Genomic DNA, 16224 nt, shown 5'->3' with positions numbered 1-16224 from the left:
TGTTTCTGCTTTTAAACAACTATAATTTTATGTATAAATGATTTTGAGGCAGTAACCATGTATAGTATAAAAAGTTATTGCTTTTTTAAAATTTATATGCTAAGCCAAAATTGATATGCTCGAAGTCAAATCCTACTATTATTTCATCAGTCGAATGTTCTTCTCCATCGACTTTTGTAGATTCATAAGATAAGGCTCCCCAAAATGCCTCAATGGCAAAATGATCGGTCAAAAAATATGTTAATCCAGGGCTAAGACCAACTTTATAACCGTCTTCCTTTACTTTTGTACCGCTTACTTCTTTATCGGCGGTAAGATAATCAACTCCAAGTTCACCAAAGAGAGAAAATTTATGACCAGGAGTGAAATCATATCGCCCAAATATTCCTACAAGTCCATTATGGGATTTACTTTCTTCAAGCCCTGTTCCTATTTCTTCCGTTTCTGATTCTCTTTCATACCCTAATTTTATACCTCCAATAATAGTTTCAGAAATGAGATAACCAACTCTGGTGAATAATTCTAATTTGATATCTTCTTCTTCACCCTTTTTTTTTGAATCAAATCCAAAGAGTGCAGAGACAAAAATATCTCCTTGTTCAAATTCTCCTTTCTTATCGTAATCTTTAGCAAAATGATGTTCTTCTTTAGAAGCTTCATTATGATGTTCTTGTGCATTAGAGTAAATGAAAGAAGCTATTGTTGTTATTGTTAAAAGTATTTTTTTCATAATTTATTATATTAAATAAAGTATTTTTTGTTTATAGGCATACCTGCTCTTTTTATAACTATAATTAGTATAAAAGGAGTGCTTTTTTTGGTTTATTAAATGGAAGGATTAATCTCTTAAACTCTAAGAAATATACAATGGGGATGAAGTATATTAGAAAACTCTAAAAGCTTTTGTTATTTATAAGATTAATGATTGGATTTATGTTTTGATAATTTAATTGAATAAAACTGTAGGAAAAGCAGATTTATTATAATTTTGTATGCTCGTATAAAGTTGTTATTTCATTATAAGCTCTTGTTAGTTTATTTGAAATATTGTAAATTTCTTTGTGTGTATACCCCTGACTTGTTAGTTTATCTTTTTTGATAAGTTCCCATATGGTTAGTGCAGCTGCAATTTTTTGATCCAACTCGATATTGTCAAAGTCTGATAGGAGCAGAGGAGTATTTGTACCATCTATTTCAAAATAGATGTTTTTTAGTATTTGTTCAGAATTCTTATCCTTTAATGTTGGATGATTTGCCAAATAATATAGAGCTAACCTTTGTGCAAGCATACGTTGTCTTCCCGATATAGCAATGATTTTTTTTAATGCTATGTTTTTTTCTTTATAATTTTCTTTTTCTTCTAAATTAGTGGTTAAGCTATTATCTGCATTTCTTGATTCAATTGCAATAGAATGTACTATGTTCTCTGTTGCTTTGAGCAAATCTGTGTTTAGATTTAAGATCTTTTTTGCATTGTCAAAATTAGGATTACTTTCTATCAATTTTTTAAATTCAATCCATAAATTTTGAACTTTTAAAATATTATTTTTTGTAAGCTTACTAGTAGTATTTCTACTTAGGATTTCATTTTGTTTTTCAAAAATTATTTTACTGGTCATTAGATTTATTGATGCTTTATTGTCATCAGAGTTTTCTACCATATATAGATAATCTTTAGCCATTTTTTGAAGTAACATTCCCTGTTTTTCTGATATATTAATAGCTTTATTAAAACTCATGATACCATATTTTGGATTGGGTTGGGCGTACATAGAATTTAGACAAATGGTTATTATTCCAATTATGAATAGCTTTACCTGTGGTCTTTTAGTACTTAATTTGTTTTTCATTTTAATTATTTTTGAGTTATAGTTTTACATATTTATTCCTTAGTATTCTTCAAGGGTGAATTTTGTTATTTTATTATCTTTTGATAATCCCAGAATTAGAATCATTGATGAGTGTTCGAATTCGATGAGGTATCTTTTCTCTTTATCTTCGTCTATTAAAAATGTATATCCTCCCATAGAGCCTTTTTTTGTTTGATTATCTGTGATAAACGTTTTTACTTTTTCTAATGTAAAAGTGGATTGTAAATCAGCTGAGAAAACGCTAAAAATTTTATTAGCATCTTTAGCATTATACCCTTCAGATATCTCGTTAATTATTTTTTGATAATCTTCTTGAGTTTGAGAAAAACTCACTTGTAAAAAGAGGAATAAAGCAAGGCATAGTATTTTTTTCATATGATTTAGATTTGAATTAAGGTTTAATTATCTTTTTATTAAAGTAAAATGTTATTTTGCAGCTATTTTTATTTTATTGGGTGCGAATGTAGAACTAGAATCTGTAGAGAATCCGAAGAGAATCTGAAGGAAATCTGTAGTAGCTGTTATGCTCCTTTTTTTAATGTATCATTGAAATTAAAAGGAGTTTTATTTTCAAAATCCTTAAAGCAAAATAATGCTTTATAAATGTTGACTCATATTTGTTTATTACCTTTTAGTATTGTGGGTAAGTAGTAAGTGTTAAATTTAATTTTTTATACAATGAAAATTCTAATCGTTGAAGATGAGCATTTGATTGCAGAATCTATGTTACGGTATTTAGAAAGAGAAGGTTATCAATGTGAGTGGGCTGATAATTTGGTAAAAGCAAAAGAAAAAAGTTGGGATTTTGAGTATGATTGTATGATTATTGATATCAATCTTCCCGATGGCAGTGGTCTTGATATTATTGAGCAAATTAAAGAAATGAATTCAAATTCGGGAATTATAATTGTATCTGCTCGTAATGCTATTACAGATAGAATCAAAGGACTTGATATAGGAGCTGATGATTATCTCACCAAACCATTTGATTTGGCAGAATTAAATGCCAGAATAAAGTCTATAATACGAAGAAGAAATTTTAATGCTCAAAATAATATTACTTTTAATGAAATTGAAGTATGCCCTTATGAAACGTGGGTAAAAGTAAACAATAAAATACTCAAGCTTACTAAAAAAGAATATGATTTGATACTCTATTTTATATCTAATCCAAATCGAGTAATTCCTAAAGGAGCGATTGCAGAACATCTTTGGGGAGATGAAATGGGAATGGCAGATTCTTACGATTTTATTTACACTCATTTGAAAAACCTTCGAAGAAAAATTATTGAACAAGGAGGAAATGATTACATTCAGACAGTATATAGTTTGGGATACAAATTTTCTGATCAATGAAGTTACTAAATCTATCGAATCGCTATTATTTTATAGGTCTATTTGTAGTTTCTCTTATCGGAGGTTTGTCCTCTTATTTTGTTATAAATAATATTATAAACACAGAGTTTAATAATAAGTTATTAGCAGAAAAGGAAGAACTAATAGAAGAACTTAATACCTATGATGAGTTAGTTAGTAGTTCACGAATTAATATAGGTGATTATATTACGATTAAAAAGGTAGATACAAATCCAAAAATTCATGCAATAATAAAGGATACAGTTTTGTTTCATAAGTATCAGAAGAAAGAATTAAATTTTAGACAGATCACCTTTTCAGATAAGATTAAAGATGATTATTATATCATAACCATCACCAAATCATTACTTTCTTCAGAAGATTTGATACGAGGCGTTACAGAAATTATTACTTTGATCAGTGTACTTTTTTTTGCTACAATGCTTATTTTAAGTAATATAATATCTCGAAAAATTTGGGTGTCATTTTATAGTACACTTGCGCAGATTAAAGAATTCAATGTTAAAAAACCAAATCCATTACTTTTTAATAAAACAAAAATATTAGAGTTTCAGGAATTAAATACTACTCTAGAATTAATGGTAAATCAGGTAAATAAGGATTACAAAAATTTAAAAGAATATACAGAAAACACATCACATGAGATACAAACACCATTAGCAATCATTAAGAATAAGATAGAGCTGTTAATGCAAGATGAAGGTTTTTCTGAACAACAATCAGCTATTCTAAGTCAGGTGTATGAGTCTACGAGGAGACTGTCTAAACTTAAAGATAACCTTTCGCTTTTGTCAAAAATAGATAACAATCAATTTATCGAAACTTCCAAATTATCTTTGGCAGATTATATTAAGGATAGAGTAGATAATGTTGAAGAATTACTCACGATGAAAAACATTGAAGTTACTATGGATCTTGTAGATAATCTAGTAATTGATATTAATGAAACTATGGCTTATGTCTTATTTAATAACCTAATTGGTAATGCTCTTAAGCATAATATAGAATCTGGAAAGTTAATAATAAGACTTACAAATGATTATTTTGAAATTAAAAATACAGGGCTTCCACTTGAAATTCCTGAAGAAGAATTATTTAAGCGTTTTAAAAAATATGGAAACCGTTCTGACTCAACAGGCTTAGGTTTATCATTAGTAAATCGTATTGTTGAATATTATGATTTTTCAATAGATTATAGAAACAAAGATAATTGGCATGAGATAGTTTTAAAATTCTAAGTCTATGATTGAATTTTACTTTGTTTCTAATAGAAGCATTAGATCAATGTACTCAGCCATTCCTTAAACTGATAAAAATTCTGTGGAGCAACACCATGTCCTACAGGAAACTCATGTAATGAAGTTTCTATCCCTAATTCTTTAAGTAAGACAGGAGCTTTACGAGCCCAATCAACAGGGATAACCTGATCCACACTACCATGAGAACAATACAAGTTTAACTTGGAAAAGTCATTAGATTTATATCCCTCTTTTAATATGTCTTCATTCAAATATCCACTAAGAGCAATTACATTGTTAACTTTTTGAGGGTAGGAGAGTGCCACGGCATAACTCAAAATAGTACCTTGACTAAACCCAAGAAGAGTAACATTATCTGAATCTAAATCATATGCATTTACAGCTTCATCAATAAAATTAGCAATCTTATCTCTGGATTCGATGGCTTGCTTGTCATCACTAAACTTACCTTGAGCAGCATCAAAATAGATAGCATACCAGGCATTTCCATATGGCTGCATAGGATACGGAGCACGAACCGAAATGATACATAACTCTTCAGGTAATTCTGCTGCAAAAGAAAAAAGATCATTTTCATCACTTCCATATCCATGAAACATAAATAACACTGGGGTTTTTTCTTTTTTGATTGATGGTGCCTGGATAATATGATATAGAGAAAGTGATTGGGTTTGCATAGTTTTATCTTATTTGTAGATGTATATGGTCATCATGTCTTACAGCCCGGCATCCTTGAAATCTAATTTTAGGACTTTGTATGCCCAAACGATATCGTAAATGAGGTTCTATAAACACCTTACTGACCTGTTTTTGTTTTACAATTGCCAAAAGTAAATCTTTTGTAGCTTTTTTAGAAAATTTTAGACTCTTGTTTACTGTTCCGAAAGTAAAATATTGAGTAAAATCATATTGCCAATATCCTTTTTGTTTGCAAATTGTGGTTTGCTGATGTTCATTTTTGGTAGGAGATTCAAATACTCCGTATCCACTAATAGAAGGTTTTTTATTAACTATATGATGTTCTTGGTTTGTATAAATAAACGAAATGTCAATTTTTTTGCCATCATCATGACTAAGATGTGGAAGTAATGGGAAATTATCAATAAAAGGAAAATTAGCATCTAGATATACTAATTTGATTTCTGGATTTGATTCTTCAAATGAATGAGCAATTTGCTGTAGTGCATTTTGTAATTGTGGTGTTACATAATTTCTATTCAAGAATTTAGTTAAAAAAGTATGTGCTTCTATAGTTGACGAATCTTTAATTTTTACTCTTCCAAAAAGAGGAGTTACATAAGGAAGGATTAAAAAGGTAACAAAAGTATATATAGAAAAAAATGTGATTGTTTTTATAATCGCTTTTTTTTTATTTTTTTTTCTTAAAAACAATAGGTCCGTACATAGATAAATAATTCCTCCTATTTGTGTGGTAACAGTTAACAAGATTATGATAAGAATCTTAACTATAATTTTTACGATTAAATTCATTAAAGTAAATATACTGATTGATTTAGATACTATTTTTTGTTTAAAGTTTATTATTTAACAAAAAATGAAATAATGTTAATTTTTAATTGCTATTACTGCTTTGAAATGTTTTAAATGTATGTTTTACAGTTAATTAAATCAATAAACATATGTTAATTTTTGATGTATAAACGTAATTTTATTATGGTTTAACCATAATTGTTTTATATATTGATATCATATTGATTTTCAGTTCAATATGTTTTTAAGACTTCACACAGGCTTTTATAGAAAAAAACAGGCTTATAAATTATCCAATTATCTTCTTAAGAAGGTATTTGACAGGAAGAAAATGGTATTCCAACTACTATAAGTGTTTTTTACTTATATCTAATTTAATTTAGACTCTAATAAAAGTACTATAGTACATTCAAACATATGTAAAATATTAATCATTAACCCCAATATCTTATGAATAAAATTACCTATACAATTGTGCTCTTATGTTTTGTGCAATTTGGTTTCTCGCAAACCGACAATGATTATCAAACCATAATAACCACTATATCTGAAGGGTATAATGCTAAAGATGCTAATAAAATTTTTAGCGTTTTCTCAGCTGATTTACAATCAACATTTTCTCTGGATAAAGTAAAAAGTTTTATTGAGGAGAACCACGCTTCAAAAGGTGCTATGAGCGAATCTACTCTTTTGGTAGAAGAAGATGGAAATAGGAGGTATTTAACAGAATTCGAAAATGCATCCTCTGTTTTAGTTCTCGGATTATCTTCAGATAATAAAGTTAAAACATTTGCTCTAGAAGAGTATTAATACCCCAAATTTAAAATTACAATAACCTTATAATTCAATTACATGAAAAAAGAAATTTTTACACTCAAATTTATGGTAATACTATTCTTTATAGGAATAATGATGCCAGTTTCAAATACTATTATTGCCCAACAAAGCAATTCTTATGGAATGTTAAACTTTAATAAAGCAGTAAATATCTCAGGGAAACAGCGAATGCTTAGTCAAAAAATAGCAAAAGCATATTTATATATTGTGGAAAACCCAAGTGATGCTGTTGCAAAACGAGATTTATTAACCAGTAAATTGATTTTTGAAAAACAAAATAGTATCTTATTACAAAACTCGGGCTATAAAGTTACCAAGGATAGAATAGCAACAGTTGAATCAATCTGGAAAGAATTTAAAAAGTTGATAGAAACTACACCTAATTATGATAATGCAAAGAAAATTATTGAGATGAATACTGATCTTTTAAAAGCTTCGAATAATGTGGTTTCTGCTATTATAGTTGAGTCTAAAGGAGCTAATAATAGTCAGGAATCTCTATTAGAAGACGATAGTTTAGGAGAAGAAGATACAGAATTAAAACAAATTATCAATATGTCCGGTAGACAACGAATGTTGTCCCAAAGGTTGGCGTTGTATTATTTTGCGAATCAACCTACAATAAAAGATAAAAATTCTGAGCAAATGTTAAAGAATGTATATAATGAATTGGATGGTGCTATTAGCATGTTATTAATCTCAAATTTTAATAACACACGAATAGATGAGAAATTAGGAGTTGCAATGTCAAAATGGGATCAGGTTAAATCTAACAAGGATAAGCTATTTAAACAAGGGATTAAGCCTGCTGATATGTACAGAATTAGTAATGAACTTACAAAAGCATTTAATGCTGTAACCAGCTTATACGAAAAGGTTAAATTGTAATTTTAAGTGTTAATTTAGTAAGAGAAAATACGTATTTATTATGAATCATAATGGTACGTATTTTTTTTATCTTCAATCTAAAATATAGAAATATGAAAATAAAAATACCTTTAATAGTATTGATTTTTACTATAATTCAAAATTATGCACAAGAATTAAGTATTGATGCAGATATCAGGCCTCGGTTAGAATATTTAAATGGTTTTGGAAGCCTTTTACCAGATGGAGTTGATGCAGGATTATTTGTACAACAACGTTCGCGTTTAAAATTTGGATATACAACAGATAAATTCTCTACCTACCTAAGTGTTCAGGATGTTAGCGTTTGGGGGGATACTCCACAAATCGCAGCAGCAGATAACAATAATAGCTTTTCTCTGGCACAGGCATGGATAGATTTTAAATTCGGAAGTGGATGGTCCACCAAACTAGGAAGACAAGCCTTGTCTTATGATGATCAACGAATTTTTGGAGGTTTAGATTGGGCAATGCAAGGACGCTTTCATGATGCAGCTCTACTTAAATACTCCAAAGAAGGATTTAAATTTGATCTTGGAGTTGCATTTAATCAAAATGGTGTGAGTAGACAAACGACATTATTTGATCCTAATAATGCAGGTAATGCAAGAGCTGTTTTTGATTATAAAGGAATGGTATATGCCTGGTTACATAAAGACTGGGAGAAATTCTCTGCAAGTGTATTGGTTGCAAATAACTCCTATCAAAATTTGGGAGATGATGGTCAAACTCCGGTGGATGGAAATGTGAATCGTCAAACTTTTGGAACACACCTAGTAGCCAAACCAACCAAAGGACTCTCGATAGCAGCAAACGTATATGGACAAACAGGAGAATTTACAGAAGATATTGATCTATCAGCATACAATGCTATGCTAGAAGTAACATATAAACCAGGAAAAACACTTTTTGGACTTGGATTTGAAACTTTAAGTGGTGATGAAAACGGAGGTACAGATGGAGAAATCGAATCGTTCTTTCCTATTTTTGGTACCAATCATAAATTTAATGGGTATATGGATTATTTCTACGTAGGAAATCATGCCAATAATGTTGGACTCAATGATATTTATGCCAAAACAGTGATAAAAACCGGTGAAAAATCTAGCCTGCTACTCAAAGCTCATTATTTCTCTGGAGCCGAAAGCCTGGGAGATAATGTAGATGATTACCTGGGAACTGAAATAGATATTGTATTTACACAAAAACTATTAGCTTTTGCAACACTTAAAATAGGATACTCTCATATGTTTGCCTCTGATTCTATGGAAATACTTAAAGGAGTACCTGAACCTGCGGATAATCAATTTTGGGGATGGGCCATGCTAGTCGTAAAACCTAACTTCCTAAAATGGAGCCCAAAAGCAATTGAATAATTGTTATAGAGTTAAACAAAAGAAAGATTTAAAAAGAGTAATCAATACTGATGCTCTTTTTTTATTTAATAAAACTAAACCATTGTTGAAACAAAGGCCCAAGTATTGGAACAGTTTTTTGTTCTTCTCGTATTGCTGTTATAAGTCCAAAAACCCATAGAACAAGAATAAACACATAAAATGAAGTAGATATTGGCCAGGAATCAAAAATACTAACCAATGCTCCTAATATGTAAAATGAAATATTAACTCCTAACGCTTGCCTTAAATGAAAGTTAGTAAATTGGTTTTTACTGTCTTGATTCATAAAAAAAGCTATAATTGTACCAATTATAGTGATATAAGCTACTATAGCTGCTGTTTTTCCTTGTTTTGCGTAATCAGATTCCATGATTAATGAATTATTAATTTATGATCTACTTCAATATCATTTTTCCATTAGCAATAATACCGTAGGTTTCTCCTAGTATATTTTTTCCAACTAGAGCGCAATTTTTAGAAGTAGATAAGATCTGTTTTTCAGTAAATATAGCATCATTTTTAGAATTAAATAAAGATAAGTCAGCTTTATTACCCTTATCTATTATTGTATTTTTTATTCCAAATATTGACTTGCCATTAGTAAGCATATCTACTGTTTTTTCTATACCCAACAAATGATTAAGTATACCGAAAGCGCTTTCTAATCCGATAGTTCCGTACTTTGCATTATCAAACTCCACTTTTTTGTGTTCTATATCCATAGGTCTATGATCACTTGTAACCATATCTATAGTTCCGTCTTCTACGCCTTTTATTAATGCATCTACATCTTTTTGTATTCGAAGTGGAGGTAATACCTTATAATTGGTATCAAATGTATCCAGTTCCTTATCAGTTAATACAAGATGATGAACCGTTGTACTACAACTTATGTGTAATCCCTTAGCTTTTGCTTCTCGTATCAACTCAACAGATTTAGCCGTCGATATTGTTGGAATATGTAATTTTCCTCCGGTATATTCTAACAAAAATAAATCTCTTGCAATTTGTAATTCTTCTGCTAAAGCAGGAATTCCTTTTAATCCTAATAATGTACTTTGTTCTTCTTCATTAACCATTCCTTTTCCCGCGATATTATTTTCCTGAGGGAAAGACATCACTAAACCATCAAAGTTTTGAGCATAAAGTAGTGCTATTTTTAATAAATTAGGGTTTTGTATCGCTTTTTTATAATCTCCAAAGGCAATTGCGCCAGCTTGTTGCATGTCAAAAAGCTCTGCCATATCTTTTCCAGCTGATTGAGTGGTTAAAGCTCCGAAGGGATATAGAGATACAGCATGATTCTGTGCTTTTCCTTTAAGAAAACTAATAGATGCACTATTATCAATAACAGGAAAAGTATTTGGATGTAATCCTATAGCAGTAAAACCACTTTTTGCAGCAACCTGTAGTCCATTATCTATTGTCTCTCGCTCTTCATATCCAGGTTCACCAAAACAAACACTACTATCAAACCATCCTTGTGAAACATGTAAATTGTTCAATGCTATTTCTTCTACAGTGCCAGAGGCTTTTATAGCAGCATTTATGTCTGCAATGATGCCATTTTCAATCAAAATATCAACCGTTTTATTATGAAAAGGTGACGCATGATCAATTATAGTAGCAGCCTTTAGTAAGAAGTTCATTTTAGGTATTTTAATAGTAATATTTCAATTAATAAGAATATCAGCGCAAAAATAACAAACCATTTCCAAAGTTCATTAACACTGGTCTCTTCTTTTATTTGATCAAAAAGCTCAGTCACAGAATCACTAACCTGATATTCTTTTGTTGTATTTAGATTATAGTACTGTAAATCACTTTCTAGGCTATTATAGTTATAGCTTACATGTTGAATAGTATTGTCTTTGTTTTCTAAGCTGTAAATTCCAGATTTTGTAGGAACTTCATCAGTTGTTATTCTTACTTTAGTAGCAAAACTTTGTTGTAAGGGGATAATCTTTTCTTGATCAGAAACCAATGATAATATTCCGTCTTGACCCAGAGATATAGGTACATCATAAGAATTGGTCTGACCAATGGTATAGGATATATCTGTATGTTGCAAACTAAGTTTTCCAATATTATATAATGTAGGAACGATAAGTGGTGAATTCTTAAAATTAGAGTTCTCACGATTTATCGCCGCTGTAAAAACATATAATGAATTCGTTTTATATAAGAATGGAGTATTATCTTCAAAGGATAGTATTGTACCAGAGGAAGTACTTGTATAGTAAGTATTCACTTTTGGATACTGAAAATTAGTCACACTTTTATCAAATACTCCTCGATATAAAGGATGTGAAAAATTGATGGTTGTTATTTTCTTTTCCTGTTTCTTTTCTTCAATAAATCCTTGATTAGAATATCCAGTGATGAACTGTTGATAGGAAGTTATATCGCCATCTGTAGCAGGAATAAAACAAATAGTTCCTCCTTGATTAGCAAAAGATCTTAAAGCATTAATTAAAGAAATAGGAATTTGTTTTACTTCGTTTATAATAACCAAATTTGCATTGTTGAGATCATTATAATTAAGTTCATTAACAGAACTACTACTCAAAGAAAATTCATCCGAAGTAAATATGTTTTTGATAAAACTATCATTGGCCTCATTAATAGCCACAACTTTAATCTTCTCTGGAGTATTAATTGTAAAATACCTTGAGTTATCAAATGTAATTGCTGGATCTTCTATAGTTACACGTCCATTAATTTTGGTGTTTTCATCTAATCGAAATTCAGTTTGAGTAGTACCATTTTCAGGAATTGTGACAGCAGTTTTAGCAATTAGTTTATCGTTGTTATATAATGCAATGGATATATTTTCTGTAGAAACTTCGGTATTACTCAGTACGGTATTAAGCATTAACTCATTATTCTTATTACGCAGCAAATACAAACTATCGATAGCTATATTTTGTCTTGTAACAGGTTTTAGTTGTACTAAATGAATTTTGGAGTCTGAGTTTTTTGGTAAACTAAATACGTTTTCTTTTTGCTGAAAATCAGAGATTATAATCACTCGTTTGATTGTCTCTGAAGACGAGCTTAATAATTGTTTAGCTTTAAGATAAACTGCAGCATACGAAAGTTGATTAGAAGAATATTCTATCTGCAACAAATCATTAAGGATATCACTTTTAGAAACATCGATAAAAGTTTCTGTATTTGTAAATAGAGATATGGTTTCCTCTTCTGGAAGATCACTCAAAATTTCTTGGACTGCACGTTTCAAAAGTGGTCCTTTAGAACCTTTAGCCTGCATACTAAAAGAATTATCCAGATAGATTGCTGTTTCACTTTTCTTACCAACAATTTCTTCCAGAGCTATAAAAGGCTGTGCAAAAGCAATAATAATTGCAGCTAATGCCAACAAACGGGTCAAAAGGGTAAGCCATTTTTTAATTTGTGAGCTTTTGCGAGTTTGTATCGTTGCAGATTTAAGGAACTGTACATTGGTAAAATCTACCTTTTGAAAACGTCTTAGTTGAAATAAATGAACTAAAATGGGAATGATAAGAGCAAAAAGAACGTAAAGAAATTCTGGGTGTTTAAACTGCATTCTTTATAATTGGGATTAATCTCTTTGATTATCAATTGATTTCATTTTTTAAACTTTTAACTTGTAAATAAATACTTGAAAAACGTGTAAAAATAAATAAGTGTTTTTTATAATAATGCAGTAAATATAGTAATTTTAAATTGCTTTTTTTATGATTTTATGCTGAGCTCAACAAGAAGAAGAGCTAAACTAATATTCTATGATATTATACATGTACTTAGTGAATTGATATCATATATAAATAGTGTTGATAAAGAAATATGGAAATAAAAAGACGATAACAAAATCGTAGTATAAGAAGTAATTAGATTATCCCATGATATTTTATAAAAACTAGTGTTCTTAACTCCTAAAATTTTAATCTTTTTGGCAAATCTTTGACACATAAATTTTCTTATAATATTTTAGTAAGAGTTTAACTATTCATTAAAAGATATAACGCTTTTTTCTAATTACAAACAGGTTCGTTATTCAATGTATAAGTTGAAATCTTAGAGCCTTTCTTACAGAGTGTATTCAATAGATTTTTGGTTTTTAATTATTTTCATTTTAGATATTTAACAGGATGAGAACATTATGCCCTAACAAGAAAACAAATAATAATTTTAGATAAAGAGAATAAGGTTTTGCCAATAAGATGTAAACCGTGAGCGTCTTTAAAATTATTGCGGTATAATTTAATTTTTTTATTATGTTAAAAAAACTCTTAAAACTCAACGAAGCTCAACAATTGAGCAAAAATGAACAACGAACAATTAATGGATGAGGAGCAAGAATTCCTTCCGCTTGTACTTATCCGGGGGCACCTCCATTTGGTGGGCCATGTTTTTGTTTTGTAGATGGACAAGTTTGTAGAGTACAGGAAGACTTTATCTGCCTTGATGGAACTGATCCTATCTGCCCAAATTTCTGATATCGAGGTCCACTAATATTTCAATGAAATTTATGACTAAGAAAAAAGCCGAGAAAAGTAATCTCGGCTTTTTTTCTTAGATAGTATACAAGCAGATTTTTAAATAGAGAGTTACTATCTAAGATGCGTAAAGTATATCCTAAAAATATGATGTACATTTGCACATTCATTCAGAAATGGCATTTTCATATACATTGTTATTTCTTAAACAATTTATATGTCATTCAATACATTAGGACTTTCCAATGCATTATTAAAAGCAATTAATAAAAAAGGATATACTACACCTTCTCCCATACAGGAAAAGGCAATTCCTCCAATTTTAGAAAAAAAAGATGTTTTAGCGTCTGCACAAACCGGAACAGGTAAAACAGCTGGATTTACATTACCTCTATTACAATTACTATCTCAAGGACAAAAATTAAGAAAAAGACCTGTTAGAGCCCTTGTATTAACGCCAACCAGAGAATTAGCGGCTCAGATATTGGATAATGTAAAAGCGTATAGTGAGTTTTTAGATTTGAGATCTATGGTGATATTTGGAGGAGTAAATGCAAATCCTCAAATTCGAGCTTTAAGGAGTGGAGTAGATATATTAGTAGCTACTCCAGGACGTTTGTTGGATTTACATAATCAAAGGGCACTTTCTCTGGCAAATATTGAGATTCTTGTTTTGGATGAAGCTGATCGTATGCTTGATATGGGATTTCAAAGAGATCTTAACAAAATATTGAAATTATTACCAGCCAAACGACAAAACTTATTGTTTTCGGCAACGTTTTCAAAAGAGATTAAACAATTGGCTAATGGGATACTAAATCACCCTGTTTGGGTTGAAGCAACACCAGAAAATACTACAGCAGAAAAGGTTGACCAAAAAATATACAGGGTGGATCAAAAAAGGAAATCAGAACTTATTATCAAGTTTATCTCAGAGGGAAACTGGAAACAAGTATTGGTTTTTACCCGAACAAAACATGGGGCAAATCGATTAAGTGAAAAAATGGTAAAAAGTGGTATAAGTGCTGCAGCTATTCACGGAAATAAGAGTCAAGGAGCAAGGACTAAAGCTCTTGGAGGGTTTAAGAAAGGGACTATTAGAGTGTTGGTAGCAACAGATATTGCTGCTCGTGGGTTAGATATTCCTTTATTACCGCATGTAGTAAACTTTGAATTGCCAAACATTTCTGAAGATTATGTACATAGAATAGGACGAACCGGAAGAGCAGGAGCTAGCGGAGAAGCAATTTCACTGGTGTGCCAAGATGAATTAAGTTATGTGCGTGGCATAGAGAAGTTACTTGGAGAAAAATTACAAAGTGAAGTGGTCGAAGGATTTGAACCTACTACAAGTTTTGAAAATACAAAACCTGCTTCAAAAAATAGATCATACAATAAACCTAAGCCAAAAGGTAATAACAGAAATTATAAAAGAAGATCAAGAAGGTAATAACTCTTTTAAAGGTTCTGTTTTTTTACTTTATTCTATCTAGTAGTAAATTTCTGCTTAGATTGATCTCTTCTTAATCATACCTCCTCTAGTATCATTAATACTGTGCATAATAACAAAAGCGTTAGGATCTATCTTTTCGATCTCTCTATTCAATTTACTAATTTCTAGTCGGGTTACTACAGTATATAGAATATCTATCTCATTCATATGACCATGATTTCCATATCCTTGTTTTCCTTGATATATGGTTACTCCTCGTCTCATGGTATGAGTAATCATATCCATTATTTTTGTGTTATGTTCAGAAATAATAGTAACTCCAGTGTATTCTTCAATACCTTCAATTACAAAATCCAAAGTCTTAGAAGCAGCAAGATAGGTGAGCATTGAGTATAGAGCTGTTTCTATAGATAGAAGGTAGGCAGCAGCAGAGAAGATAATTACATTGATAATAGTAATGGCATCCCCAACCGTTGTCCCTAATTTTTTACTCATAAAAATAGCTAATACTTCAGTACCATCTAATACACCCCCTCCTCGCACAGAAAGTCCGATTCCGGCACCAAGAAAAAAACCTCCAAAAACAGAAACTAATAATTTATCTTGAGTAACCTCAGGAAAGTCAATGAGCAAAAGAGACAATGCCAATCCTGATATTGCAATAGTTGCTCGTATGGCAAATCGTTTTCCTATCACTTTAAACCCTAGAAATATAAAAGGTATATTAATGACCACTATTAAGATATAGAGTGGGATAGATGTAATTTCAGAAACAAGTAATGATATTCCAGTAACACCTCCATCAATAAACATATTAGGTAATAAAAAACTTTCCAGACCAAAAGCAGCAGAAATTACACCTAAAACGATCAGAAAGACGTCTTTAAACAGGGAAATTAGGGTTACTCTGAGTTTTAGAGATGTTTGATTAAAATCAGACTGTAAATCTTGATCATTTTTTTTAAGCTTTTGTGTAATAAAAGCCTTGATGATTCTACGTTTCCATATTGAATTCATAGGCTTTAAGAATAATTGTTTTTAGCTAATAATTGAGACGTATTATCGTGTTTTGTTCATATATAAAGCTACGTAACCTTTTTATTCTTAAACCTAATTTTAACAAAGCTTTGGGCATAAAAAAAGGACGAA

Annotated in this window: 15 protein-coding genes; 6 read left to right on the top strand and 9 right to left on the bottom strand. The window is 30.2% G+C overall.

Going from position 1 to position 16224, the window contains the following annotated elements; translation table 11 throughout:
- Positions 1-85 precede the first annotated feature (85 nt).
- From PQF96_RS20445 to PQF96_RS20435, 3 genes are all read right to left on the bottom strand, one after another.
- Positions 86-730, bottom strand: coding sequence for an outer membrane beta-barrel protein (locus PQF96_RS20445; RefSeq protein WP_271768029.1), 645 nt, complete (start codon positions 728-730; stop codon positions 86-88).
- Positions 731-980: 250 nt separating this feature from the next.
- On the bottom strand, positions 981-1850 hold the full coding sequence (locus PQF96_RS20440; protein WP_271768028.1) for a hypothetical protein: 870 nt from the start codon (positions 1848-1850) through the stop codon (positions 981-983).
- Positions 1851-1889: 39 nt separating this feature from the next.
- Positions 1890-2246, bottom strand: a complete 357-nt coding sequence (locus tag PQF96_RS20435) for a hypothetical protein (protein ID WP_271768027.1) — start codon at positions 2244-2246, stop codon at positions 1890-1892.
- Positions 2247-2549: 303 nt separating this feature from the next.
- Between PQF96_RS20435 and PQF96_RS20430 the strand changes: the two genes are divergently transcribed.
- Positions 2550-3227, top strand: coding sequence for a response regulator transcription factor (locus PQF96_RS20430; RefSeq protein ID WP_271768026.1), 678 nt, complete (start codon positions 2550-2552; stop codon positions 3225-3227).
- Positions 3224-4486 carry a sensor histidine kinase gene (locus tag PQF96_RS20425; RefSeq protein WP_271768025.1) on the top strand — a complete coding sequence of 421 codons (1263 nt, stop codon included), beginning with the start codon at positions 3224-3226 and terminating at the stop codon, positions 4484-4486. The genes PQF96_RS20430 and PQF96_RS20425 overlap by 4 nt, the downstream gene beginning before the upstream one ends.
- Positions 4487-4524: 38 nt before the next feature.
- Here PQF96_RS20425 and PQF96_RS20420 read toward each other — a convergent pair whose 3' ends face one another.
- Complete coding sequence (locus tag PQF96_RS20420) at positions 4525-5184, bottom strand: alpha/beta hydrolase (RefSeq protein ID WP_109438489.1); 660 nt, start codon at positions 5182-5184, stop codon at positions 4525-4527.
- 4 nt (positions 5185-5188) lie between these two features.
- Complete coding sequence (locus tag PQF96_RS20415) at positions 5189-5998, bottom strand: hypothetical protein (protein ID WP_271768024.1); 810 nt, start codon at positions 5996-5998, stop codon at positions 5189-5191.
- Between the two features lie 450 nt (positions 5999-6448).
- Here PQF96_RS20415 and PQF96_RS20410 point away from each other — a divergent pair, with 450 nt between their 5' ends.
- The 3 genes from PQF96_RS20410 to PQF96_RS20400 all read left to right on the top strand — a co-directional run bounded on the left by PQF96_RS20410 (position 6449) and on the right by PQF96_RS20400 (position 9117).
- On the top strand, positions 6449-6808 hold the full coding sequence (locus PQF96_RS20410) for a hypothetical protein (RefSeq protein ID WP_271768023.1): 360 nt from the start codon (positions 6449-6451) through the stop codon (positions 6806-6808).
- Positions 6809-6850: 42 nt separating this feature from the next.
- The gene (locus tag PQF96_RS20405; protein WP_271768022.1) at positions 6851-7723 is read left to right on the top strand and encodes a type IV pili methyl-accepting chemotaxis transducer N-terminal domain-containing protein; all 873 of its coding nucleotides are present in this window, start codon (positions 6851-6853) and stop codon (positions 7721-7723) included.
- Between the two features lie 92 nt (positions 7724-7815).
- On the top strand, positions 7816-9117 hold the full coding sequence (locus PQF96_RS20400) for an alginate export family protein (RefSeq protein ID WP_271768021.1): 1302 nt from the start codon (positions 7816-7818) through the stop codon (positions 9115-9117).
- Positions 9118-9178: 61 nt separating this feature from the next.
- Here the strand turns inward: PQF96_RS20400 and PQF96_RS20395 are convergent, their stop codons facing one another.
- Genes PQF96_RS20395 through PQF96_RS20385 form a run of 3 tightly spaced genes read right to left on the bottom strand, consistent with a single transcriptional unit; the run spans position 9179 to position 12709 of the window.
- On the bottom strand, positions 9179-9508 hold the full coding sequence (locus PQF96_RS20395) for a DUF4870 domain-containing protein (protein ID WP_109434876.1): 330 nt from the start codon (positions 9506-9508) through the stop codon (positions 9179-9181).
- 25 nt (positions 9509-9533) lie between these two features.
- Positions 9534-10787, bottom strand: a complete 1254-nt coding sequence (locus PQF96_RS20390) for a dihydroorotase (RefSeq protein ID WP_271768020.1) — start codon at positions 10785-10787, stop codon at positions 9534-9536.
- Positions 10784-12709 (bottom strand): vWA domain-containing protein, encoded by a 1926-nt coding sequence (locus PQF96_RS20385; RefSeq protein ID WP_271768019.1) that lies wholly within the window; start codon positions 12707-12709, stop codon positions 10784-10786. The genes PQF96_RS20390 and PQF96_RS20385 overlap by 4 nt, the downstream gene beginning before the upstream one ends.
- 1130 nt (positions 12710-13839) lie before the next feature.
- Here PQF96_RS20385 and PQF96_RS20380 point away from each other — a divergent pair.
- On the top strand, positions 13840-15072 hold the full coding sequence (locus tag PQF96_RS20380) for a DEAD/DEAH box helicase (RefSeq protein WP_109434880.1): 1233 nt from the start codon (positions 13840-13842) through the stop codon (positions 15070-15072).
- A gap of 57 nt (positions 15073-15129) precedes the next feature.
- Here the strand turns inward: PQF96_RS20380 and PQF96_RS20375 are convergent, their stop codons facing one another.
- The gene (locus tag PQF96_RS20375; protein ID WP_271768018.1) at positions 15130-16092 is read right to left on the bottom strand and encodes a YitT family protein; all 963 of its coding nucleotides are present in this window, start codon (positions 16090-16092) and stop codon (positions 15130-15132) included.
- Positions 16093-16224: the final 132 nt, after the last annotated feature.

The organism is Aquimarina algiphila, assembly GCF_947494415.1.
Lineage (GTDB): Bacteria > Bacteroidota > Bacteroidia > Flavobacteriales > Flavobacteriaceae > Aquimarina > Aquimarina algiphila.
This window is presented reverse-complemented; position numbering and strand designations above follow the sequence as displayed.

What these genes read in the sequence shown, in the direction of transcription:
- PQF96_RS20410 (WP_271768023.1), top strand. Translation starts at nt 6,449, where the DNA reads ATGAATAAAATTACCTATACAATTGTGCTCTTATGTTTTGTGCAATTT.
- PQF96_RS20390 (WP_271768020.1), bottom strand. Translation starts at nt 10,787, where the DNA reads ATGAACTTCTTACTAAAGGCTGCTACTATAATTGATCATGCGTCACCT.
- PQF96_RS20380 (WP_109434880.1), top strand. Translation starts at nt 13,840, where the DNA reads ATGTCATTCAATACATTAGGACTTTCCAATGCATTATTAAAAGCAATT.
- PQF96_RS20400 (WP_271768021.1), top strand. Translation starts at nt 7,816, where the DNA reads ATGAAAATAAAAATACCTTTAATAGTATTGATTTTTACTATAATTCAA.
- PQF96_RS20405 (WP_271768022.1), top strand. Translation starts at nt 6,851, where the DNA reads ATGAAAAAAGAAATTTTTACACTCAAATTTATGGTAATACTATTCTTT.
- PQF96_RS20385 (WP_271768019.1), bottom strand. Translation starts at nt 12,709, where the DNA reads ATGCAGTTTAAACACCCAGAATTTCTTTACGTTCTTTTTGCTCTTATC.
- PQF96_RS20420 (WP_109438489.1), bottom strand. Translation starts at nt 5,184, where the DNA reads ATGCAAACCCAATCACTTTCTCTATATCATATTATCCAGGCACCATCA.
- PQF96_RS20440 (WP_271768028.1), bottom strand. Translation starts at nt 1,850, where the DNA reads ATGAAAAACAAATTAAGTACTAAAAGACCACAGGTAAAGCTATTCATA.
- PQF96_RS20415 (WP_271768024.1), bottom strand. Translation starts at nt 5,998, where the DNA reads ATGAATTTAATCGTAAAAATTATAGTTAAGATTCTTATCATAATCTTG.
- PQF96_RS20375 (WP_271768018.1), bottom strand. Translation starts at nt 16,092, where the DNA reads ATGAATTCAATATGGAAACGTAGAATCATCAAGGCTTTTATTACACAA.
- PQF96_RS20430 (WP_271768026.1), top strand. Translation starts at nt 2,550, where the DNA reads ATGAAAATTCTAATCGTTGAAGATGAGCATTTGATTGCAGAATCTATG.
- PQF96_RS20395 (WP_109434876.1), bottom strand. Translation starts at nt 9,508, where the DNA reads ATGGAATCTGATTACGCAAAACAAGGAAAAACAGCAGCTATAGTAGCT.
- PQF96_RS20445 (WP_271768029.1), bottom strand. Translation starts at nt 730, where the DNA reads ATGAAAAAAATACTTTTAACAATAACAACAATAGCTTCTTTCATTTAC.
- PQF96_RS20425 (WP_271768025.1), top strand. Translation starts at nt 3,224, where the DNA reads ATGAAGTTACTAAATCTATCGAATCGCTATTATTTTATAGGTCTATTT.
- PQF96_RS20435 (WP_271768027.1), bottom strand. Translation starts at nt 2,246, where the DNA reads ATGAAAAAAATACTATGCCTTGCTTTATTCCTCTTTTTACAAGTGAGT.